This window comes from Brachybacterium sp. SYSU DS0246 (assembly GCF_059391765.1).
The window spans coordinates 1-25085 of sequence record NZ_JBZXYT010000022.1; the positions used below are offsets into that span (position 1 = coordinate 1).

The following is a 25085-nucleotide window of genomic DNA, read 5'->3' on the forward strand; positions in this document are numbered from 1 at the left end:
TGGGTGTCCAATCCCGATACGGCGCTGGGCACGATCATCCTGCTGCACGTGTGGACGTTCGGGTCTCCGATGATCATCTTCCTCGCCGGGCTGCGGCAGATCCCGCAGATGTACTACGAGGCGGCGTCGGTGGATGGGGCCTCGAAGGTGGCGCAGTTCTTCCGGATCACGATCCCACTGCTGACCCCGATCATCTTCTTCAATGTGGTGTTGCAGGTGATCAACGCCTTCCAGTCGTTCACCCAGGCGTTCGTCGTCTCGGGCGGCACTGGCGGGCCCTCGGATTCGACGATGTTCTACACGCTGTACCTGTATCAGAAGGGCTTCGCCCAGTTCGACATGGGCTATGCGTCGGCGATGGCGTGGCTGCTGCTGATCATCGTCGCGATCTTCACCGCGATCAACTTCTTCGTCTCCAAGTTCTGGGTGTTCTACGATGACTGATCTGCAGAGCCGGCCGAGCCCGGCAGCCGCCTCCCGCGATGACACGACCTCCGCGCCGATCGTCCCGAAGCCCCGTCCCCGGCGCCTGGTCCGCCGCACCCTCAAGCACCTGGTGATGATCGCGGCCAGCATCGCGATGATCTACCCGCTGCTGTGGATGATCGTCTCCTCCCTGCGGCCCAACGACGAGATCTTCCGCAACCCGGGCCTGCTCCCGATCAGCTTCAACACGGAGAACTATGTCGAGGGGTGGAACGCGCTCGCGCAGCCGTTCTCCCACTACCTGATGAACTCCACCCTGCTGGTGCTGGGCTGCGTGATCGGCAATCTGATCGCGTGCTCGCTGACGGCCTATGCGTTCGCGCGGCTGCGATTCTGGGGACGCAACATCGCGTTCGCGATCATGCTGATGACGCTGATGCTGCCGATCCACGTGGTGATCGTGCCGCAGTACATCATGTTCTCCCAGACCGGATGGGTGAACACCCTGCTGCCGCTGATCCTGCCGAAGTTCCTGGCCACCGACGCGTTCTTCGTGTTCCTCATGGTCCAGTTCATCCGCGGCATCCCCCGCGAACTGGACGAGGCCGCACGCATCGACGGCTGCGGCCACTTCCGGATCTTCATCCAGGTGATCCTGCCCCTGATGCTGCCGGCACTGGCGACCACGACCATCTTCACGTTCATGTGGATGTGGAACGACTTCTTCGGGTCCCTGATCTACCTCACCACCCCCGAGAACTTCACCGTGCCGCTGGCCCTGCAGTCCTTCCTCGACACCCAGGGCACCTCGAACTGGGGCGCCATGTTCGCCATGTCCATCCTCTCCCTCGTCCCGCTGTTCCTGGTGTTCCTGTTCGGCCAGAGATTCCTGGTCAAGGGATTCGCCACCACCGGCATCAAGTAACGCGACCGCGGCGGCCGGCGGGGCCACGGTCCCGCCGGCCCTCGCGGCACGTGTCCGCCCGCTCGCTGCTCCCCCTCCCGCTTCCCGCACCTGACCCCACGTACGATCCGACCCAGGAGAGACATGCCCACCCGCTATGCACTGATCGGCACCGGCCACCGCGCCCAGATGTATCTCGACGCGATCGCCGGAGACCACGCCGCCGACGCCGAGCTGGTGGCGCTGCTCGACTCCAATCCGGGCCGCCGCCAGTTCCACCGCGACCGGTACGAGGTATTCGCCGACGTCACCCTCGCGGGACCGGACGAGCTCGAGCAGGTCATCGGCAACGGGGTCGACCGAGTCATCGTCACCACCCCGGACCGCTACCACGCCGACTACGTGGTGCGTGCGCTGGAGGCCGGGGCCGACGTCATCGTCGAGAAGCCCCTGACGATCGATGCGCCCAGCGCCCGCCGCATCGAGGACGCCATCTCCCGCACCGGCCGCAAGGTGCTGGTGACCTTCAACTACCGCTACAGCCCCCGCAACACCGCACTGAAGGAGATCATCGCCTCCGGGGAGATCGGTGACGTGGTCTCGGTGAACTTCGAGTGGGTGCTGGACACCTCCCACGGCGCCGACTACTTCCGCCGCTGGCACCGCGACAAGGTCAACAGCGGCGGGCTGTTCGTGCACAAGGCCTCCCACCACTTTGACCTGGTCAACTGGTGGACCGCGGCGGTGCCCCAGCGGGTCTACGCCCGCGGCGGGCTGCGCTTCTACGGGCAGGACAACGCCGCCCGCCAGGGCCGTGACCCGCTGCCGGAGCGCGGCACCCACGACGGCGACCACGACCCCTTCGAACTGGACCTGCGCGAGGACGAGCGACTCAGGAGCCTCTACCTCGAGACGGAGCAGCACGACGGGTACCACCGTGACCAGTCCGTATTCGGCCCCGGCATCACCACCGAGGACAACCTCACCGCCATCGTCGACTACAGCCGAGACGTCGTGCTGACCTACGCGCTGAACGCGCACTGCCCGTGGGAGGGCTACCGGGTCGCTGTCAACGGCACCGCCGGCCGCGCCGAGCTCGAGGTGGTCGAGCGCGCGGAGGTCGTCGCCAAGGGACACGAGACCGTGGTCGATCCCAGCGCGAGCGCGGTCACGGCGGCCGACGACGGGGCGCGGACCCGCGGTGACCGGCTCGTGGTCCAGAAGCACTTCGAACCCGCCCGCGAGATCGAGATCCCCACCGGTGAGGGCAGCCACGGCGGCGGCGACGCCCTCATGCTGCGCGACATCTTCCAGGGCGTCTCCGACGACCCGCTGGGACGGGCCTCCGATCACCGGGACGGCCTGCGCGCCATCGCCGTCGGCGTCTGCGGCAACGCCTCGCTGGAGACGGGGCAGGCCGTCGACGTCGCCGAGCACATGGGCGTGGACCTCACCCGTCCCGCGCCATCCGGGCCCCTCGCCGCCGCGGCAGCCGGGGCGGCCCGATGACGGGGCCGGAGACGACGGGCGCTTCCGGCCCGGGGACGACGGCCATCGCCGGCGCGGGGCCGGCCACCGCCCCTGGCGCGGCCACGTCCCCCGGGCCGGCGGTGGCCCCCGGGCCGGCCTCGGCCTCCAGCAGTCGGCCGGCAGGTCCCGTCCGCGTCGCCCTGATCGGCACGCACGGCTTCGGCCGGATCCACCTGAAGAACCTCGCCCGCCTCGGATCCGCCGGGATCTCCCGGCTGGTCGGAGTGGTCGACGTGGCCGAGCCGCCGGAGGAGGTCGCCGGGATCCACCATCGCTCGCTGCCCGACCTGCTGGCGGCTGTGCCCGCCGCGGACCGTCCCGAGATCGTCGCGATCGCCACCCCGATCGGCACGCATCTGCCGCTGGCGAGGCAGGCACTGGACGCCGGCATCGACGTCTACCTCGAGAAACCGCCCGTGCCCGCCCTCGAGGACCACTGGGAGCTGCTGGCCGCGGCCGAGGCCGCCGGGCGCTCCGTCCAGGTGGGGTTCCAGGCCCGCGGCGGCGCGGGCGTGGACGTGCTGCGCGACGAGGTCGCCACCGGTGCGCTCGGCCCGGTCGACACGGTGCGGGTCCATGGGGCGTGGCGCCGGGACCGCGCCTACTACCGTCGCTCTGCCTGGGCCGGGAAACGGCAGCTGGACGGGCGGCGGGTGGCGGACGGGGTCGCCACCAACCCCCTCGCCCACGCCGTCCACGCCGGCCTCGTCATCGCCGGCATCGACGAGGCCCGCGACATCGCCTCGGTGACCACCGAGCTGCGCCGCGCCCACGACATCGAGGCCGACGACACGACCTTCCTGCGGATCGACCCGGCCGGGGACGGCCCCGCCGTCGTCTGTGCCCTGACCACCACCGCACCGGAGCAGAGGACCGCCTGGGTCGAAGCCGTCGGCCCCCGGGGGAGTCATCGGCTCTACTACACCGACGACGTCTCCGTGCGCACCGGGCCCGACGGCGGCACACAGCAGCTCCGGCACGAGCGCACGGATCTCATGGAGAACCTCGCCGCTCACGTTCGGGACCGCAGCGTCCCCCTGATCTCCCCGCTCGAGACCACCGGCGCCTTCAGCACCGTGCTCGAAGCGATCCAGAGCGCGCCCGACCCGCTGCCCATCGACGGCGACGCCGTGGACATCCAGGGCGAGGGCGAGGCCGCTGTCCCGGTCGTGCGCGACATCGAGCAGACTCTACTCGCCGCGCTCGACGCCGGGCAGGCCTTCAGCGAGCTCGGCGTGCGCTGGGCCCGGCCCGACGCGGTCCGCACCTGGACGCCTCCCGCGCCCGGGACCCGTCGAGGCTGAACCCGGTCGCGGCGCGGCCCGTGGGGACGCGCCCGGCACCCCGGACGAGGAGCGATATGACCGGCACGACCATCACCCCGGCGACGAACGACCGGGCCACGATCGATCAGGCCACGATCGATCAGGCCACGAGCGGAGCGACCACGAGCACCCGGACGGGGAGCGGCCCGGCGACGGTCACCCGGTCGCTGAGCGGACCGGAGACGGTCACCCAGGCCCGTGAGAGCTTCGTGCGGCCCGACCCCGCCGCGCAACCCATGATGCGCTGGTGGTGGTTCGGGCCCGACGTCGAGGACGCCGAGCTCGACCGCGAGCTCCGCGCCATGGCCGAGGCCGGTCTCGGCGGCGCCGAGGTCGCCTTCGTCTACCCCCTGCGCGCTGGCTCCGACGAGTTCCTCTCCACCACCATGCTCGCCCATCTGCGCCATGCCGCCGAGACCGCCCGCGAGCTCGGGCTGCGGCTGGACGTGACCCTCTCCAGCGGCTGGTCCTACGGCGGCGGGCACATCGGCCCCGAGCACGCCTCCCGCCGCCTGCACTGGGAGCGCCGCGAGATCTCCGTCGCCCCGCTCGAGGTGCCCGTGACCGCCCCCTGGCCCGGCGATCAGCTCGTCGCCACGTTCGTCGGCCACGGCATCCCGGCGACGGACTGGCAGCCATTGATCCTGGACGGCGAGTCCCTCCGCATCCCGGCCGGCAACGGCCCGCGCACCGTGCTGCTGGCCTGGTCGCGGGTGACCGGTCAGCACGTCAAGCGCTCCTCCGCCGGCGCCGAGGGCCCGGTCCTCGATCACCTCTCGGCCGAGGCGACCCGGCACCATCTGGACGTGGTCGGAGAGACGCTGCTCGAGGCCGTCCCCGGCGAGCTGCTCGGGTCCGTGTTCTGCGACAGCCTCGAGGTGTACGGCGCGAACTGGACCCCGCGTTTCCCGGAGGAATTCGCCAGGCGCCGCGGCTACGACCCGCTGCCCGTGCTGCACCGCCTGGTCGTCGATGAGCCGGGCTCGGCCGAGCTGCGCATCGACGTCGGCCGCACCCTGACCGAGCTGGTCGAGGAGAACTTCGCGGCCACCTGCCGGGACTGGGCGCGCGAGCACGACGTCCCGCTGCGGATCCAGGCCTACGGCGAGCCTCCGGTCACGGTCAGCTCGAACCGTTTCACCGACCTCATCGAGGGCGAGGGCTGGGGCTGGGACGGGCTGCCGCAGTCGAAGTGGGCGACCTCCGCCGGGCACCTGTACGGCCGGGAGGTGATCTCCAGCGAGACCTGGACCTGGGTGCACTCCCCGTCGTTCCGGGCCACCCCGCTGGATCTCAAGGGCGAGGCGCACGAGCACCTGCTGCTGGGCATCACCCACTTCGTCGGGCACGGCTGGCCGTACTCGCCGCCAGAGATCTCCGGGGTGGGCTGGTACTTCTACGCCGCCGGCGCGCTGGATGACCGCAATCCGTGGTGGCCGGCCATGCCCGAGCTGACCGCATACCTGACCCGGCTGTGCAGCGTGCTGCGCCAGGGGGAACCGGTCGCCGACGTGAAGCTCTACCTGCCCTCCGCCGATGTCTACTCCGGCCACGGCGAGGGCTTCGATCTGTGGAAGGCCTGCCGCGACCACATCGGCCCGGAGATCCCGGCGACGATCCGACGCGCCGGCTACGACCTCGATCTGATCGACGACGACGCCCTGGACGTGCTGGATGCCGACGCGGCGCCCGTGGTGGTGCTGCCGCGTGTGACGACCCTGCCGGTGCGCACCCGGGCCTGGCTCGACACCGTCCGCGAGGCCGGCGGCATGGTCATCGCGGTCGACTCCCCGGCCTACCCCGAGGCCATGGCGACCAGCGCCGAGAGCTTCCCCGACGCTCTGCGCGCCGCCCTGGCTCCCGACGTCGCGCTGGAAGGGGACGGCGGGGAGGTCGGCGTCGTCCACCGGCGGCTGGCCGACGGCGACCTGTACTTCGTGGCCAACACCGGGCCCGAAGTGCGCACCGTGTATCTCACGCCGCGCACCCGGCGGACCGGCTATGAGGTGTGGGACCCGCGCGACGCACCGGTGACGGCGGCCGAGCGCAGCGGTGAGGCCGTGGTGGTGACTCTGCATCCGTACGAGGCCACCGTTCTCGTCGCCACCGGAGAGCTCCGCGGACCTGGCGACGCACCCGGGGAAGGCACCGCGGGCACCGCGGATACCGCGGGCAGCACGGAGTCCCTGCGACTCGAGGGGCCGTGGCACTTCGCCCTCGGTGCTCCCACTGTCAGCGGCGGCCCGGAGTCACTCTCCGAGGCGGGGACGCTCAGAGAGGTGTCCCTCCCGCACCGCTGGGACGAGGAGAATCCGCGGTTCGCGGGCTCCGGCCTCTATCGGGCCACGCTCGACATCGACCCCTCATGGCTCGAGCCGGACAGCCGCCTGGTGCTCGACCTCGGCCCGAGCCGGGTCATCGAGAACACCACCCGCGAGGTGAAGAGCTACCGCGCGCTCGTCGCGCCGCCGGTGCGGGAGGTCGCCGTGGTCTCCGTCAACGGTGTCGAGGCCGGGGTGCTCTGGGACGCCCCGCACCGGATCGACCTCACCGAGCTCCTGCGCGCCGGCGCGAACACCCTGGAGCTGGCCGTGCACAACACCGCCGCCGGAGCCGTCGCCGCGGACGAGCACGCCGCGCGAATCGTCGACGAGAGCCACCGGGCCTACGGTGCCCGCTTCCAGCAGCAGGACCTCGACCTGACGATGGACCAGGTCTCCTCGGGACTGCAGGCCGTCCCGGTACTGCTGCGGGTGCGCCGGACCCCGTCGGGCTGAGCCCGGGGGCCCGGGGCAGCCCAGCCCGGGGCGCCCGCTCGCCGGGGCAGCCCAGGCCAGGTCCGGGATCGCTGGACGACCCGGCCGCGCACACGATCCTGTCGACTAGTGGCGGCTCACGACTACTGGCGGCTCAGCGGGTGCCGATGCCATATAACGATCGGCACCAGCTATATCGCCAGTAGTCGGCGTCGACGGCGGGGTCGGAGCATCCCGGCGAGTCACGAGCCGAGACCAGCCACCGAAGCGCGCCGGGCCGAGGAGCGTGCCCGAGGGTCACGAATGCGCAACGACGCCCCTTCGGTAGCGACCGCCTCGACGCGGCGCGTGATCATCGTCGTGACGGGCCTTGATGGGTGAGCGTGACCGCTCGAGGGATTAAATGAGCAAAAGTGCTCAAACTGTTACGCAATGTATGACGTTCACACGGTGGCTTCGTGGCTAGTGTTCGCTACGAGCACTGTCGCTTGCCCGAGGAGGAGCATGAGCACCGACGTATCGACATCGGTAGCCCCACCGCAGGATGCCGCGCCCCGACCGTCTCTCGGGCACCGCATCTACCACTCATTCATCCTGCGCCGCCTGCTGCGGTCGCTGTTCGTGATCTGGGTGGTGGCCTCCGGGGTGTTCCTGATGGTCCGCCTGCTGCCGGGCAACCCGGTGGACGTCTACATCAATCAGCAGATCGCGCTGTACGGGAAGTCGTACGACCAGGCTGCCTCCGAGGCCGCCACCTTCTTCCGGTTCGATCCGTCCACGCCGCTGTGGCGCCAGTACATCGACTACATGGCGGGCGTGCTCCGCGGCGACCTCGGCACGTCGATCGCGACCCCCGGCGTCACGGTCACCGAGAAGATCGCGACCTATCTCCCGTGGACCCTGTACAGCGTGGGAATGGCCCTGCTCATCTCGATCACCATCGGGCTCCTGCTCGGCATGATCATGGCCTACCGCCGCGGGGGCGTCATCGACCACGCCGTCTCCGTCATCGGCAGCGGCCTGCACGCCATCCCCAACTACCTGCTGGCGATCCTCATCGTGGTGGTCGGCGCCGTCCAGCTCGGCGTCATCGACTACACCCGGATGCGCGGGAACGTCTCGCCCGGCGTCGACCCCGAGTTCTCGCTGCGGTTCCTCTCGGACATCGGGTACCACGCCACGCTCCCGATGATCACCTACATCCTCACCACGGTGGGCACCTGGGCGCTGATCATGAAGTCCTCCACCACCCAGGTCCTGGGCGAGGACTACGTGACCGTCGCCAAGGCGCGCGGTCTGCGGGAGTCCCGCATCCAGGGCAACTACGTCGGCCGCAACGCCCTGCTGCCGCTGATCGCCCAGATCGCCACCCAGGCCGGCTTCGTCGTCGGCGGCGCCATCTTCGTGGAGCAGACGTTCTCCTACGAGGGCGTCGGCCTGCTGCTGTTCGAGTCGATCAACACCCGCGACTACCCGACCATCCAAGGAGTTCTGCTGGTGGTGACCATCACCGTCGTGCTCGCGAACCTGGCGGCCGACTTGATCAACGCCGCCCTCGACCCGCGGATCCGACTGGGCGAAGGAGGTGCGGCATGAGCGCCGAGGCACCGCCGACGGCTCCCGGGCCCGCCGTCCCGGTCCCCACCGAGGGCACGACCGCGGCGAAGGGCACCAATCCGCTGCGCCGTCTGTTCAGCGAACTCACCCGCAGCACCTCCGGCTTCGTCGGACTGTGCCTGGTGCTGCTGATCCTCGCGATCTCCCTGATCGGTCCTCTCGTCATGGGCACCTCCGTGCCGGGCGACGCGGCCCGCGCCTGGGAAGGCCCCAGCGCCCAGCACTGGCTGGGCCTGGAGGGCAACGGCAAGGACACCGTCCACCTCGTGATCATCGGCGGACGCACCGTGCTGATGGTCGGCTTCCTGGCCGCCGCCATCACCACCGTGATCGCCGTGGCCATCGGCTCCCTGGCCGGCTACTTCGGTGGCCGCTTCGACGCCGCCATGCTGCAGCTGACCGACATCGTCATGACGATTCCCCAGATCGTGCTGCTCGCGGTGGTCGGAGCGTTCTACAAGCTCGACTCGCCCTTGCTGCTGGGAGTCATCATCGGCGTGCTGACCTGGCCGGTGCTGATGCGGTCGATCCGCGCCCAGGTGCTCTCCCTCAAGGAGCGCGAGTTCGTCGAGGCCGCGCAGCTGCTGGACGTGGGATGGCTGCGCATCGTGTTCGGCGAGATCGTGCCCAACATGGCCAGCTACATCCTCATCAACTTCATCATCGCCGTGACCAACGCGATCTACGCGATGGTCGGCCTGTACCTGCTGGGCCTGGCCCCGCAGCGCGGGACCAACTGGGGAATCATGATCAACGACGCGTGGACCAAGGGCGCGATGTTCAACCCCGATGCGATGCCGTACATCGTCGCGCCGGTGACGATGATCGTCCTCCTCCAGCTCGGGCTGATCCTGCTGACCCGCACCTTGGAAGAGATCCTGAACCCACGACTGAGGGACCGCTGATGACTGCCTCCACGACGTCCGAGACCAGCCGGCCCGCCTCCACCGAGGACGCTCCCGTGCTGTCTACGCGCGATCTCCAGGTCGCCTACCGCACCGGCAAGGGCACCGCCGTGCGCGCCCTGCGCGGGGTGAGCTTCGACCTCTACCCGGAATCCTCGCTGGCGCTGGTCGGCGAATCCGGCTGCGGCAAGACCACCCTGGGGCTGGCTCTGCTGCGCCTGCTGCCCACCCTCGGCGAGATCACCGGCGGCACCGTGACCTACACCGGGGACGACGGCGTCCGGCAGGACGTCACCGCCATGTCAACCTCCCAGCTGCGCCGCTGGCGGTGGTCGGAGGCGGCCATGGTGTTCCAGGGCGCGCAGAACGCCTTCAACCCTGTGCTGACCATCGGACAGCAGATGGCCGACACCCTCATCGACCATGCCCACGGTCGCATCTCGCGGCGCGAGATCATCGAACGCTCCAGCGAGGCGCTGCGCTCGGTGCGGCTGGAGCCGAAACGGGTCCTCGGCAGCTATCCGCACGAGATGTCGGGCGGGATGAAGCAGCGTGCGCTGATCGCGACCGGTCTGCTGCTGCGCCCGCGGCTGCTGGTGCTGGACGAACCGACCACGGCACTGGACATCCTCACCCAGCGCACCGTGATCGACCTGCTCGCGGAGCTGCGCGAGGAGTTCAAGTTCGCGATGATCTTCATCTCCCACGATCTCGCACTCGCCGCGGAGCTCGCGGATCGGGTGATCACGATGTACGCCGGCAAGGTCATCGAGACCGGCTCCACCCGGGACATCTTCTCGGCGCCCAAGCACCCGTACACCTCGAAGCTCATCAACGCGGTCCCGCCCGTCGTCGGCGACCTGCCGGAGCTGGCCTCCATTCCCGGCGCTCCGCCGTCCCTGGCCACACTGCCACCCGGCTGCGCCTTCGCGCCCCGGTGCGAACTGGCCACCGACGAGTGCCTGCCGGTCGAGCCCGAGCTGATCACCCTGACCCAGCGCCCCCGCGATATGACCCACGCGGCGGCCTGCATCCACCACGACCAGGTCAACCACGAACGGAAGGTGATCGCCCGTGCTTGAGGCCGCCCACGACCCGGCGACGAGCCACGATGCGCCGTCGCCCTCCACACCGCTGATCGAGCTGGACCACGCCTCCCAGGTCTTCCACGTCAAGGGCAAGGATCTGCCCGCCGTCTCGGACGTCTCCCTCAGCGTCGGCCCCGGCGAGGTGCTGTGCCTGGTGGGCGAATCCGGCAGCGGCAAGACGACCACTGCCCGCCTGGCCGCGGGCCTCGCCTCTCCGACCTCCGGCTCGGTGCGCTTCGAGGGCAAGGACCTGGCCGAGATGACCCGCGCCGAACGCCGTGAGTACCGGCGCGCGGTCCAGTACATCCACCAGGATCCCTACGCCTCGCTGAACCCGATCCGTTCCATCCGCAGCACCCTTGCGGTCCCGCTGCGGCGCCACGGCCTGGCCCGCAGCGCCGCCGAGGTCGACCAGCAGGTGGACGAGCTGCTCACGCGGGTCGACCTCACCCCACCGGAGAGCTACCGCGCGAAGTTCCCCCACCAGATGTCCGGCGGGCAGCGCCAGCGCGTCTCCGTCGCTCGCGGACTCACCCTCTCGCCGCGACTGCTGATCGCCGACGAGTCCACCTCGATGCTCGACGTCTCCATCCGGGTGAGCCTGCTGAACATGCTCACCCGCCTGCGGAAGGAGGAGGGCGTCGGCTTCATCTACATCACCCACGACCTGGCCCTGGCGAAGTACTTCGCCTGGGAGGGGCGCACCGCGGTGATGTACCTCGGCAAGATCGTCGAGGCCGGCCCGACCCCGCAGGTGATCAACAATCCTCAGCATCCCTACACCCGGGCGCTGCTCGAGGCCGTCCCCGAGCCGGACCCGGAGCTGAGCAAGCAGAAGAAGGCCGGGGGAGGGCTGCTCAGCGCCGACCTCCCGAGCCTGTCCGACCTGCCCAGTGGGTGCACCTTCCACCCTCGCTGCCCGCTGGCCGAGGACCGCTGCCGGGAGATCCGCCCGGTGCTGCTGCCCTCGCCGCAGGCCCCTGCGCAGGACGTCGCCTGCACCGTGCTCACCGACCCGGCCGGGGCAGCTGATCCAGCTGATCCGGCTGGTCCGACGCCGGGGCCCCGCGCCCCGGCACCCACCGGCGGGGGAGGTGCCTCGCCATGATCGACACCGCGGCCCGAGCCCTGCTGTCCCTGGGCTGCTTCGTGGCCGTCGGCTCGGCCCTCATGATCCCCGGTACCAGCGCCGGGACCGCCGAACGGATCGTCAGCATCATCGCGCTCCTGCTCGGCATCGGCATCGTCATCGCCTCGGTGGCGGCGCAGCGCATCAGCACCCGACGACGACATCGCGAGGACGCGATGTCCGACCCCACCGACGACTCCGTCGTCACACACAAGGAGGAGACATGAGCACTACCTGGAGCAGGCGTGATGTCCTGAAGGCGGTCGGCCTGACCTCGGTCGCCGGAGCCGGGCTCGCCGCGTGCGCGCCGGCCGAGCCCGAGGGCGGTGGTGAGGGCGGCAGCGGCGGCGGGGCGTTCCACGGCGCGTGGCCGTACAAGCAGCCTCCCGAGGGGCACTTCAACTTCGCCGGCATCCCGTACGCGGCCGTGCCCACCTCCATCCTCGGGGACGGGCTCTACCGGGACCTGCTGGTCCCGCCGCCCGCGCTGTGGCTGTGGGACGAGGAGAAGTGGGAATACCTGATCGCGGACTCCCACACCCTCGACACCGATGCCGGAACCCTGACCGTGACGCTCAAGGACGGACTGACCTGGAGCGACGGCGAGCCGTTGACCTCCCAGGACTACCTCACCACGTTCTACGTCCAGTTCATCCAGCGCTCCCCGGCCTGGGACTTCATCAAGGGTATGGAAGCGCCGGACGACACCACGTTCGTGGTCAACTTCGAGAACCCGCCGGCGGTGCTCGAGCGCTACATCCTCAAGAGCAACATCCTCTCGACCGCGCAGTACGGCGAGTGGGCCGATCGCGCCAAGGCGATCGTCGATGCCGGCGGCACGATGGACGAGGGCGACGGCGAGGCCCTGGGCACCGAGTTCCAGAGCTTCAAGCCCGAGAACGTGATCGTCTCGGGCCCGTACGACTTCGACTACGACACCATCACCAACACCCAGCTCACCCTGGTGCGCAACGACTCCGGGTACGGCGCGGACAAGGTCACCTTCGACAACATCGTGATCTACAACGGGGAGACCACCGAGATCACCTCGCTGGTCCAGTCCGGGGACATCGATTACGCCACCCACGGGTTCGCCCCTGCCTCGGAGGAGCCCTTCGAGGCCGCCGGGTACACGATCCTGCGGCCCCCGGTGTATTCCGGCCCGGCCCTGTACCTCAACCAGGATCAGTTCCCGGAGTTCGCCGACGTGCGCACCCGCCGCGCCTTCGCCTATCTCATCGACCGGGAGGTGAACGGTCAGGTCGCCCTGGCCGATTCCGGCAAGGCCGTGGTCAACATGGTCGGTTTCTCCGACAACTTCGTGGAGCAGTGGCTGACCGAGGACGTCAAGGGCAAGCTCGATACGTACGAGCAGGACCTGGACAAGGCCACCGAGCTGCTCGAGGAGGCCGGCTGGACCAAGGAGGGCGATGCATGGATGACGCCCGAGGGCAACCCTGCCCAGTACGAGATCCAGTTCCCCCAGACGTACGCGGACTGGTCCGCCTCGGGAACCAACATCGCCGAGCAGCTCACGGAGTTCGGCATCCAGGTGACCGCTCGCGGGCTGGACGACAAGCAGGCGCCCATCGACATCGACAAGGGCGACTTCCAGATGGCCATCCAGGCCTGGGGCTCCTCCACGCACCCCCATCCCTACTTCTCGTACGTGACGGACCTGTTCCTGCACAACATCCCGATCGCCAAGAACCAGGGAGGCAAGGGGTACGCGTTCCCGCTGCAGGACGTCGAGACGTCCGCGGGCACCGTCGACCTGGAGGCCCTGGTGACCACCTCGGGCGAGGGCCTGGACGTGGAGGAGCAGAAGCAGAACGTCTCCACCGTGGCGCTCGCGTTCAACGAGCTGCTGCCGATCATCCCGATCTTCGAGCGCTACGGGAACAACCCGGCCCTGGAGGGCGTGCGCGTCCAGGGCTTCCCGGCGACGGACGATCCGATCCTGGCCAACGCCCCGTATGCGGACAACTTCGTGGTGCTGGAGATGTTCCGCGGCACGATCGAGCCGGTCGCAGAGTGACCGGACGAGGGTGATCGCACGAGGTGATCGCGCGAGGGTGACCGCACGAGGTGATCGCGCGAGGGTGACCGAACGAGCGTGATCGCGCGAGGGTGACTGAACGAGCGTGATCGCGCCGTGGATGGTCCGCCCCGGGCGCCCCTGAGCGGTAGGGCACGCGCAAGATCCGTGACCTGGTTGAAATGCCTCGCTCATTTCCACCAGGTCACGGATCTCGGCGCACGACGCGGGCGCCGGCGCAGGGCGCGCGAAGGTCGGCGCACGACGCGGGCGCCGGCGCAGGGCGCGCGAAGGTCGGCGCGCGACGGGCGGCGCCGACGCAGGGCGCCGAGGAAGGGCGCGTGACGGAGGTCAGCGCTGCGGCTGCATGCTCTCGAGCGTGCTGAGGATGTCGTCGGCGATCTCCGAGGTCGAGCGTTTGCCGAACAGGGATTCCTCGGCGAGATTGGCGTACTCGTCGCCGAAGCCCACACCGGTTGCGGGAGTCACCGCAGGAGGCTTGACCACCTCTTCCTGCATCTTCTGAGCGAAGTCGAGAGAGACCAGCTCGTTCTCGCTCAGCAGGGGCCGCACCGTCTCCTGCAGCTCCGGGAAGGCCGGGATCCCGCGCTCGATCTTCAGGATCTCGGCCGCCGCGTCATCGGCGAGCAGGAAGCTGGTGAGGGCGGCCGCCTGCGCGGTGTCCGCGGTGGACTTGCCGATGGACCAGTACATCGATGCTTTGTTGACCATGCGGGATTCTCCGCTGGTGCGGGCCGGCATGCGCAGCAGCTGCAGCGGGGAGCCGGAGGACTCCTGGAACGTGAGGATCTGCGAGCTCGGAACCTGCATGAAAGCGCAGCGGTTGGTCGCGAAGCGTCCCTGCTCGAGACTTGCGGAGTCGTCCTCCATCTGCGCTGAGGCGCCCGGCGCGGCGCTGGTGGTAGCCAGACTGCGGCTGAACTCGAGCAGGTCGACGATCGTGTCCTTGGTGACCAGCTCCTCATCCTCGCGCGGGAACAGCTGCTGGTTGTCGGTCTGGCGGGCCCAGGCGGCGAGGTCGGCGGAGCCGAGCCCGAAGGAGCTAGTGCCGAACACATCCTCGCCGGTGGACTTCCCCCACTCCGAGATCTGCTGGCACAGCTCGAGGAAGTCGTCCCAGGTCCACGTGGTGTCGTCCGGGGCGTCGATGCCGGCCTGCTCGAGCACGGTCGGGTTCATGCCGGTGGCGAAGAGGTTGAAGCCGTTCGGTGCGCCCACCAGAGTGCCATCGGCCAGGCGGCCCGTCTCCAGGATGGCCTCGTCCATCGCGGAGAGATCCAGGGAGTCCGAGACGGTCTCGAGATCGAGCAACGAACCCTCGGTGCCGTAGGAGTCGATGTAGGCCTCGTCCATCTGCACCACGTCGGGCATCGTGCCGCCGGCGGTCTGGGTGGCCAGTTTGTCCCAGTAGCTCGACCACTCGCTGTACTCCGGCGAGACCTCCACCTCCGTGTTCTCGGCGGTGTACATGTCCAGCACCTCGCGGGTGAGGTCGTTGCGAAGATCGCCACCCCACCAGTAGATCCGCATCCCGCTCGCGGAGGACCCGGCGTTGGGGCCGCAGGCGGCGAGGGCGGGCACCGCGCCGGCAGCAGCCAGCAGGGCCAGGGTGTGGCGTCGGGTGAGCATGTCGTTCTCCTGCACATCGATGGGTCGGAGTGACCCGGCAGGAGACGACGTGAGCAGCTTCGCCCACGGGCCCCGCGGGGCCTGTCCTGCCGAGAACGCATGATGCTTCCTGATCGCCCCCACGCGGATCAAACGCTTTCCGAGTGTTGCTGTGGCGCGCGCCCGTCACGCCAGGGTGCGGGGCTCCCCGGTGCCGGTGATGTGTCGGGCGGTGCCGTCGGGCAGCTCGACCCGCGCGTCGATGCCGGCGGGCACGGTCGCCGTGCAGGTGAAGCCGCCCTCCGCCGTGGACCATTCGAGCTCGATCCGGCCGACGGCGGAGTCGTAGGCGCCCTTCGCCCAGTCGATGCCCGGGCCCGGCGTCGGCTTCAGCAGGATCGTGCGGTATCCGGGCTCGGCCGGTCGAATACCGAGGACGACCTGGTAGATCCAGTCGGCGACCGCGCCCAGGGCATAGTGGTTGAAGCTGGTCATCTCGCCGGGGTTGATGGAGCCGTCCGGCAGCATCGAATCCCAGCGCTCCCAGATCGTAGTGGCGCCCATCGAGACCGGATACAGCCAGGAAGGGTTCTCCTCCTCGAGCAGCAGCCGGTACGCGTGCTCGACATGCCCGGTCTCGGACAGTGCCCACGTCACGAACGGGGTGCCGGCGAAGCCGGTGGACACCTTGTAGTCGGCGGCGCGCACCAGCTCGGCGAGCCGCTGACCGGCTGCGGCTCGGGTGGGTTCGTCGAGCAGGTCGAAGACGATGGCCAGCGAGTACACGGTCGCGCAGTCGGAGCGGATGCGACCGTCGGCCTCGACGTAGGCGTCGGTGAACGCGGAGAGCGTGCGCTCTGCGAGGTCCTGCCAGCGCCGGGCATCATCGTCCTCGCCGAGCAACCGTGCGGTCTCCGCCGCGAAACGGGCCGAGCGCACGAGGCAGGCGGTGGCGACCACGCCCTTGTCGGCCTTCGCATCGGCCGGCGCGTCCGGCGGGGCATCGGGATCGAGCCAGTCACCGAACTGGAAGCCGGTGTCCCACAGGCCGCTGGGCGAGAGGGCGCGCTCGACGGACTCGAGATGCAGCACCATGCCGGGGTAGTGCTCGCGCAGCCGGTCGAGATCTCCGTAGGCGTTCCACAGCGCCTGCGGGACCCAGAGGGCGGCATCGCCCCAGATGGCCGTCGGCGTGCCCCAGCCTTCGCTCGTGCCGGAGGCGGGGCCGTCCGCGTCGCCGAGCTTGATCAGATCGGGCACGACGAAGGGCACCACCGACCGCGGGTTCATCCGCACCTCCGCGGCCAGGTCGATGAGCCAGTTGTGCAGGAACCCGGAGACATCGAACTGATAGGCGGCGGTCGCGGCGAACGCGGCGATGTCACCGGTCCAGCCCAGGCGCTCATCGCGCTGCGGGCAGTCGGTGGGAACCGCCAGGAAGTTTCCGCGCTGGCTCCAGACGGAGTTCTGCACCAGCCGGTTCACGCCGGCGTGCGAGCACTCGAACCACCCGGTGCGGGGTATATCGGAGTGGACCACGACGGCTTCGACGTCCTCGGGGCGCAGGTCGCCGGGCCAGCCGGTGATCTCCGCGTAGCGGAAACCGTGGAACGTGAAGCTCGGATCGAACGTCTCGCCGGCGGGATCGCCGGCGAGGACGATCCGATCGGTCGCCTCGGCGGCGCGCAGCGGCCGCGTGCCCAGTTCGCCGTGCTCGAGGACCTCGGCGTGACGCAGCCTGATCTCGGTGCCGGCCTCGCCCGTGACGGTGAAGCGCAGATGGCCCACCAGGTTCTGCCCGAGGTCGAGCAGGGTCCTGCCGGATGGGGACGTCCAGATCCTCTCGGGGCGGCGGGTCTCGTGCCGGATGATCAGCGGTGAGGCCTGCTCGACGAGGGTCTCGCGGTCAATCTCCACGACCCGGACCGGTTCCGCGGGCGTCGGTGCGAGCCGACGATCTTCGCGCTGGCCGTGGTACAGGCTCGCCAGGTCGATCGGGCTCAGGTGCGAGCTCCAGGACTCGTCCGTGACGACTCGCTGCGTGGAGCCGTCGTCGAAGGTGATCTCCACCGCGGCGAGGAAGGCGAGGTCCGGACCGTAGTTGACGCCGCCGTCGAAGCCGAAGTCGCCGCGCCACCAGCCTCCGGCAAGAGTGACGGCGAGATCGATGGTTCGCTCGCTGGCGCCTCCGGCCGCGTCGCGAACCTGCTCGGTGACGTCGAATCGCTGCACCTGCAGCCGTCGCTCGTACACCGTCCAACCCGGGTTCAGCACGGAAGCGGTCACCGGATGGCTGCCGATGCGCGCGTCATAGACACCGTAAGCCGTGGCCACCAGCTCGGCGCGGGCGACGCGAGCAGGGTCGGCCTCGAGCGCGAGGCGACGGGTCAGCACCGGAAGCCGGCCGGTGTCCTGCGGAGCCGAGATGGCGAGTGCATCGGTCAGTGCCTGGGCGGCGCTGGAGGGCGCCGATGGGCGGTCACGTACGGGAGCGGGCATGGGCGAGTTCCTCGAGATCACATCGTCGGGCTGAGGGCGAGCGTTCCGCGGACGCGCCGCCGGGCGGCACGTGCCGAGAACGTCGGCGGAGGCGCAATGAAACGACTCACGCTCGACCCTAGCTGACGGGCGGGACGCGCGGCGCTTCGGGAGCAGGGCCGCCGGCCGGTGTCGGCGAGCGAGGTCCCGGATCCCTGTTTACACGTTTCAATCGACGTGTCTAGACTCGGCCTCCCCTCGATCGAAGGAGATCGCCCATGCCCACTCGTCGCACCGCACTGGCTCTTCCCCTCGCCCTGACATCGCTCACCGGCCTCGCGGCCTGCGGACCCAACGCCTCGGGCGGCGGATCCGGATCCTCCGAGGGCGGCGGTCTGCGCTTCGCCTGGTGGGGCAACGCCAAGCGTGACGAGTACACCAAGGCAGCGATACAGGCCTACTCGGAGATCGAGCCGGATCTGTCCATCTCTCCCGAGCCGGTCGACTGGAACGGGTACTGGGACAAGCTCGCCACCCAGGTCGCCGGGGGCGATACGCCCGACATCCTGCAGATGGACGAGGGGTATCTCGCGGAGTACGCCAGTCGCGACATCCTCCTGGACCTCGCCTCCACCGATCTCGACACCTCCGCCTTCGACCAGGCCGCGCTCGATGCCGGACGGGTGGACGATGGGCTGTATGCCGTCAACGCCGGCGTCAACGCGCCCGTGCTGATGGCCAACCCCGCCGTGTTCGAAGCCGCCGGGGTAGAGATGCCCGACGACACCACGTGGACCTGGGACGACCTGGTCGAGATCGCCACCTCCATCACCGAGAACACACCCGAGGGCACCTACGGCACGCAGCAGTTCGGTGCGGCCGGTGACCCGACGCTGTCGGTCTACCTCCGCCAGCTGGGCGCCGAACGGTTCAGCGACGACGGAATCGGCTTCACCGCCGAACAGCTCCAGGACTGGATGGACTTCGCACTGCAGCTGCAGGCCTCGGCCGCTGCCCCGTCTGCCTCGGTGGCGGTCGAGGAGGTCGGCCAGACGGTGGACCAGGCGCTGTTCGCCAAGGGGAGATGCGGTCTGCAGTCCCAGTGGTCGAACCAGGTCGTCACCCTCGACAGCGCACTGGACGGGGCGGTGAAGATCCTGCGGATGCCCTCCAGGACCGGCGCAGCGGCCGATGCGCAGCTCTGGTACAAGGCTTCGATGTACTTCGCCGTGGCGGCCGGCACCGCGAAGCAGGAGGAGGCGGTCGCCTTCGTCGACTGGCTCGTCAACGATCTCGACGCCGGCAGGATCCTGCTCGCCGAGCGCGGAGTGCCCGCCAATCTCGACGTGCGCGAGGCCATCACCCCGCAACTGGCCGACTCCGACCTCAAGACCATCGACTTCATCGAGGCGATCGCCGAGGAGCTCGGTGACCCGCCCCCGATCACCCCGCCGGGAGGCAGCTCCGTCGGTGACCTGATCTCTCGCTACATGGAGGACGTGCTCTTCGAGCGTGCGGATCCGGCCGCGGCCGCGGCGTCCGTGGTCGAGGAGGCACCTGCTCTGCTGGAATGAGGCGGGCACGGTAAAGTCGCGGCATCGTGATCCCGGGCTGATGGGCCCGGGATCACCCGTCTGCGAGAGGAGCGTGCGCAGTGGCCGCCAGCCGCCCGGTGAGCATGAAGGACGTCGCCCGGCACGCCGGCGTCTCGGTGGGCACCGTCTCGAACGTCCTGAACCGTCGCGACATCGTCTCGGCCGACCGGCGCGAACGCGTCGAGCAGGCGATCCGCGAGCTCGGGTACGTGCGCAACGACGCCGCGAGGCAGCTGAAGGTCGGCCACTCCCGCACCGTCGGCGCCATCGTCCTGGACTCCGGGAACCCGTTCTACACGCAGCTGGTGGGAGGGATCGAGGCGGCCGCCGAGGCGTCCGGCCTCGCCGTGATCGCCGGCGGCACCAACAACCGTGAGCAGCGCGAGCGCCTGTACCTCTCCCTGTTCGAGGAGCAGCGGGTGCGCGGCATCCTGCTGGCCTCCACGGGCGGAACCGCCGAGCTGATCGACGCGATCCGCCGCCGCGGCACCCCGGTGGTGCTGGTCGAGAGCGAGCGCAATGCGGCGGACGGCTCCTCTGTCAGCGTCGACGACATCGCCGGCGGCGAGATCGCGGTGCGCCACCTGGCCTCCCTCGGCCGGCGCCGGATCGGCGTGGTCGCCGCCCGCCAGGACCTCCGCCAGGTCGCCGACCGCCTGCGCGGAGCCCGACGGGCCGCGGCCGACGCCGGGATCGAGATCGAGGTGCTCGAGGCCGAGGACCTCACGGTGCTCGCCGGGCGCCACGTCGGCGAGAAGGTCGTGGAGCGGTCCCGCGCCGAGCGCCCGGACGCCGTCTTCTGCGTCAACGACCTGCTCGCGGTCGGGGTGCTGCAGGCCTTCGCATTCCGTCACCAGGTCGCGGTGCCGGAGGAGATCGCCCTGGTCGGCTACGACGACATCGCCTTCGCCAGCAGCACCGTGGTGCCGCTGACCTCCGTCTCCCAGCCCTCCGACCTCATGGGCCGCACCGCACTCGCCCTGCTGGAGGAGGAGATCGCGGATCGCGATGCCCCGCACCGCCACGTCAGCTTCCGGCCGGAGCTGGTCGAGCGGGAGTCGACGACGGGCTGAGGTGGGCGCTCACGGGCCGAGCAGCGCGAGTGGGACGACCGCCGTGCCGTCGGCCCGTCGGTAGGCCGTGCGGCCGGTCGTCAGGACGATGCGGTCGACGACGTCCTCGCCCAGCTTGTCCTCCAGCCAGTGCAGATGACGCACATCCTCGTCATCGATGGAGGACGACAGTTTCACCTCGATGGCGAGAATCCGCCCGTCCTCCCGCTCGAGGATCATGTCGATCTCGTGGTCCCCACCGTGAGTGCGCAGGTGGAAGACGTTCGCGCGGTGGGGCTGTGCATACACCCGCACGCAGAGAGTCGCCAACGATTCGAAGAGCGACCCCAGGAGCGGACCGCGCCGCAGTGCGCGGAACGACGGTGAGGTGTCGGCGATCCCGGACGCGGATATCAGGGCATCCGGTCCGACGCGCAGGAGGCGCGCCGCCAGAGCGGGATCGGCGAGCTGGTGCTTCGGGGCACCGCCCAGGCGGCTGAGCTCCTTGCCGAACGGGGCCCAGGCCGGCACCTCGTCCAGCAGGTAGAGCTGGCCGAGAGCTTCCCGATGGTCGGCGATCGTCGCTCGGCGCGGGCGGGCGTCTCGTGAGACGGCGTCCGCTATCGCTTCGAAGCTGGCGGTGGTCGAGGAGGCGGCTGCGTAGGCGCGGAGCCAGGCCGTGAGTGCCTGGGGGCGCCGGACGACCGTGCCGAGAGCGGGCATCTCCCGCTCGACCGCGAAGGAGAGGTAGGAGTCCAGCAGGTCGTTCCGCGCGCTCTCCGCGGCCGTTCGCATCCCGGGAAAGCCGGACGCGAGGATCTCCCGGGTGCAGCGCACTTCCGTACAGATTCGCAGGCTTCTGCCGTACAACTTCGCAACCCTCTACCGTACAGATTCGCAGGCACTCACCGTGCAGTTTCGAGGCGGTTCACCGTACAGGTTCGCAGAACTGTCCGGTCAGCGTCGCACCCGGTACGGAACCGACACCGCTCAGGACGGAGCGAATCTGCTCAGCTCGGCCCCGGCGCGGATGCGCGCGCGCATCGCCTCCGCGCTGTCCTCGATCGCGCCGAGAGCCGCCGCTTGGACGGCAACGTTCCCCAGGGCGGTGGCCTCCACGGGGCCGGCCACCACCTCGACGCCCAGGGCGTCGGCCGTCAGCTGATTCAGCAGGGCGCCCTGACTGCCGCCACCGACGACGTGGACTCTCGCCGGCGTCCCCGTCCCGGCCAGCTCACAGGCCGTGGTCACGGCGTCGCGGTAGGCGATGGCCAGGGAGTCGAGAAGGCAGCGCACGATCTCGGCACTCGTCCGCGGGACGTCGTGCTCGCCGTGTGCTGCCGGTCCCGGGCGTGCGGCCCGGGCCACCCGGTCGGCCATCGCCCCGGGCGGCAGGAACTGGGAGTCGGTGGCATCGATGACGAATCGTCCGCCGGGCTCGGCGGCGGCCGCCTCCAGAAGCTCCTCGAGCTCGGTCTCGCGGCCCTCCTCGGACCACTGGCGCATGCACTCCGAGACCAGCCACAGGCCCATGACGTTCTGCAGGAAGCGGGTCGTGCCGCCGACGCCGCCCTCGTTGGTGAAGCCGGCCCGTCGGGCGGCCTCGGTGGGGATCGGTTCGCGCAGCTCCAGCCCCACCAGAGACCAGGTGCCCGAGGAGATGTAGGCGATGGGGCCGTCGGTCGTGGACTCGACGCTCGTTGCGGACGGAACCGCAAGCACCGCCGAGGCGGTGTCGTGCGAGCCGACGGCGGTCACCGCCACCCGGTGCAGGCACAGTTCGACGGCGATTTCCTCCCGCACCTCCCCGATGCGCTCACCCGGCTCGATCAGCGGGGCGAAGATCGCAAGCTCCACCCCGACCGCTGCCAACAGTTCGGGGGAGAAGGCGCGCCCGCGCACGTCGAACAGTCCCGTGGTGGAGGCGTTGGTGACCTCCGTGCGCCGCTGCCCCGTCAGCAGGAAGGCGAGGTAGTCCGGCAGCATCAGGGCGTGGGAGCCCTCGGGCAGGTCCCGCAGGCGCTCGTCGGCGGCGAACTGGTAGATCGAGTTGAACGGCTGCTGGGCGATGCCGGTGATCTCGAACTGCCGCTCGCGGCTGACGCGTTCGGCGACCTCGTCGGCCACCCCGTCGGTGCGGGAGTCGCGATAGGAGATCGCGTTCCCGATCCGGGACCCGTCGGGCCCGACGAGCACGTAGTCCACCGCCCACGAGTCGATGCCGATCGAGGCCAGCTCCAGCCCGCGCTCGCGCGCGAGAGCGGCCGCCTCGCGCAGGCCCTCCTGGATCTGGGCCCACAGCTCATCGATGTCCCAGGTGAGGTGACCGTCCCGGTCACGCAGCTCGTGGGCGAAGCGCCGTGCCTCGGTCAGCTCGATGCCCGCGGCGGAGACCACGCCGAGCATCACCCGGCCGGACGTCGCGCCGAGATCGACCGCGGCGATCGCCACGGGTGGCACCGCCGCGGCCTGCGCGGAGCCCTGCACCTCTTCGTGCACCATGCCGTCCCGTCCCCTCAGCGCAGGAACGCTGCGGCGACGCCGGCGTCGACCGGGACGTGCAGGCCCGTGGTGTGCGAGAGATCCCCGGCCGTCAGCGCGTACACGGCGTTCGCGACGTTCTCCGGCAGCACCTCGCGCTTCAGCAGGGTGCGCTGGGCATAGAACTCCCCGAGCTTCTCCTCCTCGACGCCGTAGACCTTCGCCCGCGAGGCGCCCCAGCCGCCGGCGAAGATGCCCGAGCCGCGCACCACGCCGTCGGGGTTGATGCCGTTGACGCGGATCTGGTCCCCGCCCAGCTCCGCGGCGAGCAGTCGCACCTGGTGCGCCTGATCGGCCTTGGTGGCGGAGTAGGCGATGTTGTTGGGCCCGGCGAACACGGAGTTCTTCGAGGAGATGTAGATGATGTCCCCGCCCATGGCCTGGTCGATCATCACCCTCGCGGTCTCGCGGGAGACCAGGAAGGAGCCGCGGGCCATCACGTCGTGCTGGAGGTCCCAGTCCTTCGCGGTGGTCTCCAGCAGCGGCTTGGACAGCGAGAGCCCGGCGTTGTTGACGATCAGGTCGAGCCCGCCGAAGGGCAGCACGGCCTCGCGGACCATCTCGACCACGGCCTGCTCATCGGAGACGTCGGCCTTCAGAGCCACCGCCACATCCGGCCCGCCGAGCTCCTCGGCGACCGCTTCGGCGTTCTCGAGGTTCAGATCGGCGATCACGACGCACGCGCCCTCGGCGACCAGCCGGGTGGCGGTGGCCTTGCCGATGCCGGAGCCGCCGCCGGTGACCATGGCGACGCGGGTGGCCAGGGGCTTGGGCGTCGGACGGCGCTGCAGCTTCGCCTCTTCGAGGGCCCAGTACTCGATGCGGAACTTCTCGGACTCGTCGATGGGGGAGTAGGTCGAGATCGCTTCCGCCCCACGCATCACATTGATCGCATTGACGTAGAACTCGCCGGCCACGCGGGCGGTCTGCTTGTCCTTGCCGAAGGAGAACATGCCCACCCCGGGGACCAGCACGATCGCCGGGTCCGCGCCGCGCATGGCGGGGGAGTCCGCGTCGGCGTGGCGCTCGTAGTAGGAGGTGTAGTCGGCGCGGTAGGCCTCGTGCAGCTCCCGCAGCCGGGCGACGGCGTCCTCGATCGGGGCATCGGCCGGGAGGTCCAGGACCAGGGGCTTGACCTTGGTGCGCAGGAAGTGGTCGGGGCAGGAGGTGCCCAGCTCCGCCAGCGACGCCAGTTTCTCGCTTGCCAGGAACTCGTGGACGGCGTCGGTGTCCGTCCAGTGCCCGACCATGGGAGCGTCCGTCGAGGCCAGCCCGCGGACGACGGGGAACAGAGCCGAGGCCTTCGCCCGACGCTCGGCCCCGGGCAGAGCCGCCCGGGCGGGGTCGTGGGCGCCGAACGGCTCTGCGGCGCCGGTGGCCTCGATGAACTCGGTGGCCTCGCGGATGATCCGCAGCGAGTTCTGCTGAGCCTGCTCGGACGTCTCGCCCCAGGCGGTGATGCCGTGACCGCCCAGGATGCAACCGATCGCCTGCGGGTTCTGCCTCTTGATCGCGGCGATGTCCAGGCCCAGCTGGAAGCCGGGGCGGCGCCAGGGCACCCACACCACGGCCTCGCCGAAGCACTCGCGGGTCAATCTCTCCCCGTCGGCCGCCGTCGCCAGGGCGATCCCGGCATCGGGGTGGAGATGATCGACATGGGGCGCGTCGACCAGGGCGTGCATCGCGGTGTCGATCGACGGGGCGGCACCGCCCTTGCCGTGCAGGCAGTAGTCGAAGGCCGCGACCATCTCGTCCTCGCGCTCCACGCCCGGGTACACGTCCTGCAGGGCCCGCACGCGGTCCAGTCGCAGCACCGCCAGGCCCTTCTCGGTCAGGGTGCCGAGATCGCCGCCGGAGCCCTTGACCCACAGCAGCTCGATCTCCTCGGCGGTGACGGGGTCGACGTCGGTGCTTTTGGCCGAGGTGTTGCCGCCGGCGTAGTTGGTGTTGCGCGGATCCGCGCCCAGCTCGTTCGAGCGGGCGATCAGGGCGCCGACGGTCTCGGTGGCCGTGCCACCGGCGGTACGGCCCGTGCCGCCCGCGGCGCCGGCAGTGGTGCTGTGCTCGTTCAT

At 70.0% G+C, this 25085-nt stretch carries 18 protein-coding genes; 13 read left to right on the plus strand and 5 right to left on the minus strand.

The annotated features are described in order from the left end of the window. The 11 genes from AC5020_RS11750 to AC5020_RS11800 all read left to right on the plus strand — a co-directional run. On the plus strand, positions 1-444 hold a 444-nt coding region (locus AC5020_RS11750; RefSeq protein WP_464988423.1), incomplete at its 5' end, for a carbohydrate ABC transporter permease. Next, positions 437-1351: a carbohydrate ABC transporter permease gene (locus tag AC5020_RS11755; RefSeq protein WP_464988424.1), complete on the plus strand. Its 915-nt coding sequence runs from the start codon at positions 437-439 to the stop codon at positions 1349-1351. The genes AC5020_RS11750 and AC5020_RS11755, both read left to right, overlap by 8 nt. 123 nt (positions 1352-1474) lie before the next feature. After that, positions 1475-2839 (plus strand): Gfo/Idh/MocA family oxidoreductase, encoded by a 1365-nt coding sequence (locus tag AC5020_RS11760; protein ID WP_464988425.1) that lies wholly within the window; start codon positions 1475-1477, stop codon positions 2837-2839. Continuing rightward, entirely contained in the window at positions 2836-4164 is a 1329-nt protein-coding gene (locus tag AC5020_RS11765; RefSeq protein ID WP_464988426.1) for a Gfo/Idh/MocA family protein, read from the plus strand. Before AC5020_RS11760 ends, AC5020_RS11765 begins: the two co-directional genes overlap by 4 nt. Positions 4165-4220: 56 nt before the next feature. Next, entirely contained in the window at positions 4221-6962 is a 2742-nt protein-coding gene (locus AC5020_RS11770) for a glycosyl hydrolase (RefSeq protein WP_464988427.1), read from the plus strand. 483 nt (positions 6963-7445) lie between these two features. Beyond that, positions 7446-8537 (plus strand): ABC transporter permease, encoded by a 1092-nt coding sequence (locus AC5020_RS11775; protein ID WP_377018437.1) that lies wholly within the window; start codon positions 7446-7448, stop codon positions 8535-8537. Next, a complete protein-coding gene (locus AC5020_RS11780) occupies positions 8534-9463 on the plus strand; it encodes an ABC transporter permease (RefSeq protein WP_464988428.1) in 930 nt (309 codons plus the stop codon). The genes AC5020_RS11775 and AC5020_RS11780 overlap by 4 nt, the downstream gene beginning before the upstream one ends. Continuing rightward, positions 9463-10545, plus strand: a complete 1083-nt coding sequence (locus AC5020_RS11785; protein WP_464988429.1) for an ABC transporter ATP-binding protein — start codon at positions 9463-9465, stop codon at positions 10543-10545. The genes AC5020_RS11780 and AC5020_RS11785 overlap by 1 nt, the downstream gene beginning before the upstream one ends. Next, positions 10538-11659 (plus strand): ABC transporter ATP-binding protein, encoded by a 1122-nt coding sequence (locus AC5020_RS11790; RefSeq protein ID WP_464988430.1) that lies wholly within the window; start codon positions 10538-10540, stop codon positions 11657-11659. The genes AC5020_RS11785 and AC5020_RS11790 overlap by 8 nt, the downstream gene beginning before the upstream one ends. Further along, positions 11656-11907, plus strand: coding sequence for a hypothetical protein (locus AC5020_RS11795; protein ID WP_377018441.1), 252 nt, complete (start codon positions 11656-11658; stop codon positions 11905-11907). The genes AC5020_RS11790 and AC5020_RS11795 overlap by 4 nt, the downstream gene beginning before the upstream one ends. After that, complete coding sequence (locus AC5020_RS11800; RefSeq protein WP_464988431.1) at positions 11904-13718, plus strand: ABC transporter substrate-binding protein; 1815 nt, start codon at positions 11904-11906, stop codon at positions 13716-13718. The genes AC5020_RS11795 and AC5020_RS11800 overlap by 4 nt, the downstream gene beginning before the upstream one ends. Positions 13719-14069: 351 nt before the next feature. Here the strand turns inward: AC5020_RS11800 and AC5020_RS11805 are convergent, their stop codons facing one another. After that, positions 14070-15368, minus strand: coding sequence for an ABC transporter substrate-binding protein (locus tag AC5020_RS11805; RefSeq protein WP_464988432.1), 1299 nt, complete (start codon positions 15366-15368; stop codon positions 14070-14072). A 165-nt stretch (positions 15369-15533) separates the two neighbouring features. Beyond that, positions 15534-17846, minus strand: a complete 2313-nt coding sequence (locus AC5020_RS11810) for an alpha-L-rhamnosidase (protein ID WP_464988433.1) — start codon at positions 17844-17846, stop codon at positions 15534-15536. A 257-nt stretch (positions 17847-18103) separates the two neighbouring features. Between AC5020_RS11810 and AC5020_RS11815 the strand changes: the two genes are divergently transcribed. Beyond that, positions 18104-19399, plus strand: a complete 1296-nt coding sequence (locus AC5020_RS11815) for an ABC transporter substrate-binding protein (RefSeq protein WP_464988434.1) — start codon at positions 18104-18106, stop codon at positions 19397-19399. Positions 19400-19479: 80 nt separating this feature from the next. Beyond that, positions 19480-20493, plus strand: a complete 1014-nt coding sequence (locus AC5020_RS11820) for a LacI family DNA-binding transcriptional regulator (protein ID WP_464988435.1) — start codon at positions 19480-19482, stop codon at positions 20491-20493. Between the two features lie 9 nt (positions 20494-20502). On the opposite strand, the gene AC5020_RS11825 is transcribed toward AC5020_RS11820, so the two are convergent. The 3 genes from AC5020_RS11825 to AC5020_RS11835 form a co-directional block, all read right to left on the minus strand. After that, positions 20503-21309 carry an ATP-binding protein gene (locus tag AC5020_RS11825; RefSeq protein ID WP_494564432.1) on the minus strand — a complete coding sequence of 269 codons (807 nt, stop codon included), beginning with the start codon at positions 21307-21309 and terminating at the stop codon, positions 20503-20505. A gap of 153 nt (positions 21310-21462) precedes the next feature. Further along, a complete protein-coding gene (locus AC5020_RS11830) occupies positions 21463-22974 on the minus strand; it encodes a rhamnulokinase (protein WP_464988437.1) in 1512 nt (503 codons plus the stop codon). Positions 22975-22988: 14 nt separating this feature from the next. Then, on the minus strand, positions 22989-25085 hold the full coding sequence (locus AC5020_RS11835) for a bifunctional aldolase/short-chain dehydrogenase (RefSeq protein WP_464988438.1): 2097 nt from the start codon (positions 25083-25085) through the stop codon (positions 22989-22991).

What these genes read in the sequence shown, in the direction of transcription:
- AC5020_RS11755 (WP_464988424.1), top strand. Translation starts at nt 437, where the DNA reads ATGACTGATCTGCAGAGCCGGCCGAGCCCGGCAGCCGCCTCCCGCGAT.
- AC5020_RS11760 (WP_464988425.1), top strand. Translation starts at nt 1,475, where the DNA reads ATGCCCACCCGCTATGCACTGATCGGCACCGGCCACCGCGCCCAGATG.
- AC5020_RS11765 (WP_464988426.1), top strand. Translation starts at nt 2,836, where the DNA reads ATGACGGGGCCGGAGACGACGGGCGCTTCCGGCCCGGGGACGACGGCC.
- AC5020_RS11770 (WP_464988427.1), top strand. Translation starts at nt 4,221, where the DNA reads ATGACCGGCACGACCATCACCCCGGCGACGAACGACCGGGCCACGATC.
- AC5020_RS11775 (WP_377018437.1), top strand. Translation starts at nt 7,446, where the DNA reads ATGAGCACCGACGTATCGACATCGGTAGCCCCACCGCAGGATGCCGCG.
- AC5020_RS11780 (WP_464988428.1), top strand. Translation starts at nt 8,534, where the DNA reads ATGAGCGCCGAGGCACCGCCGACGGCTCCCGGGCCCGCCGTCCCGGTC.
- AC5020_RS11785 (WP_464988429.1), top strand. Translation starts at nt 9,463, where the DNA reads ATGACTGCCTCCACGACGTCCGAGACCAGCCGGCCCGCCTCCACCGAG.
- AC5020_RS11795 (WP_377018441.1), top strand. Translation starts at nt 11,656, where the DNA reads ATGATCGACACCGCGGCCCGAGCCCTGCTGTCCCTGGGCTGCTTCGTG.
- AC5020_RS11800 (WP_464988431.1), top strand. Translation starts at nt 11,904, where the DNA reads ATGAGCACTACCTGGAGCAGGCGTGATGTCCTGAAGGCGGTCGGCCTG.
- AC5020_RS11805 (WP_464988432.1), bottom strand. Translation starts at nt 15,368, where the DNA reads ATGCTCACCCGACGCCACACCCTGGCCCTGCTGGCTGCTGCCGGCGCG.
- AC5020_RS11810 (WP_464988433.1), bottom strand. Translation starts at nt 17,846, where the DNA reads ATGCCCGCTCCCGTACGTGACCGCCCATCGGCGCCCTCCAGCGCCGCC.
- AC5020_RS11815 (WP_464988434.1), top strand. Translation starts at nt 18,104, where the DNA reads ATGCCCACTCGTCGCACCGCACTGGCTCTTCCCCTCGCCCTGACATCG.
- AC5020_RS11830 (WP_464988437.1), bottom strand. Translation starts at nt 22,974, where the DNA reads ATGGTGCACGAAGAGGTGCAGGGCTCCGCGCAGGCCGCGGCGGTGCCA.
- AC5020_RS11835 (WP_464988438.1), bottom strand. Translation starts at nt 25,085, where the DNA reads ATGAACGAGCACAGCACCACTGCCGGCGCCGCGGGCGGCACGGGCCGT.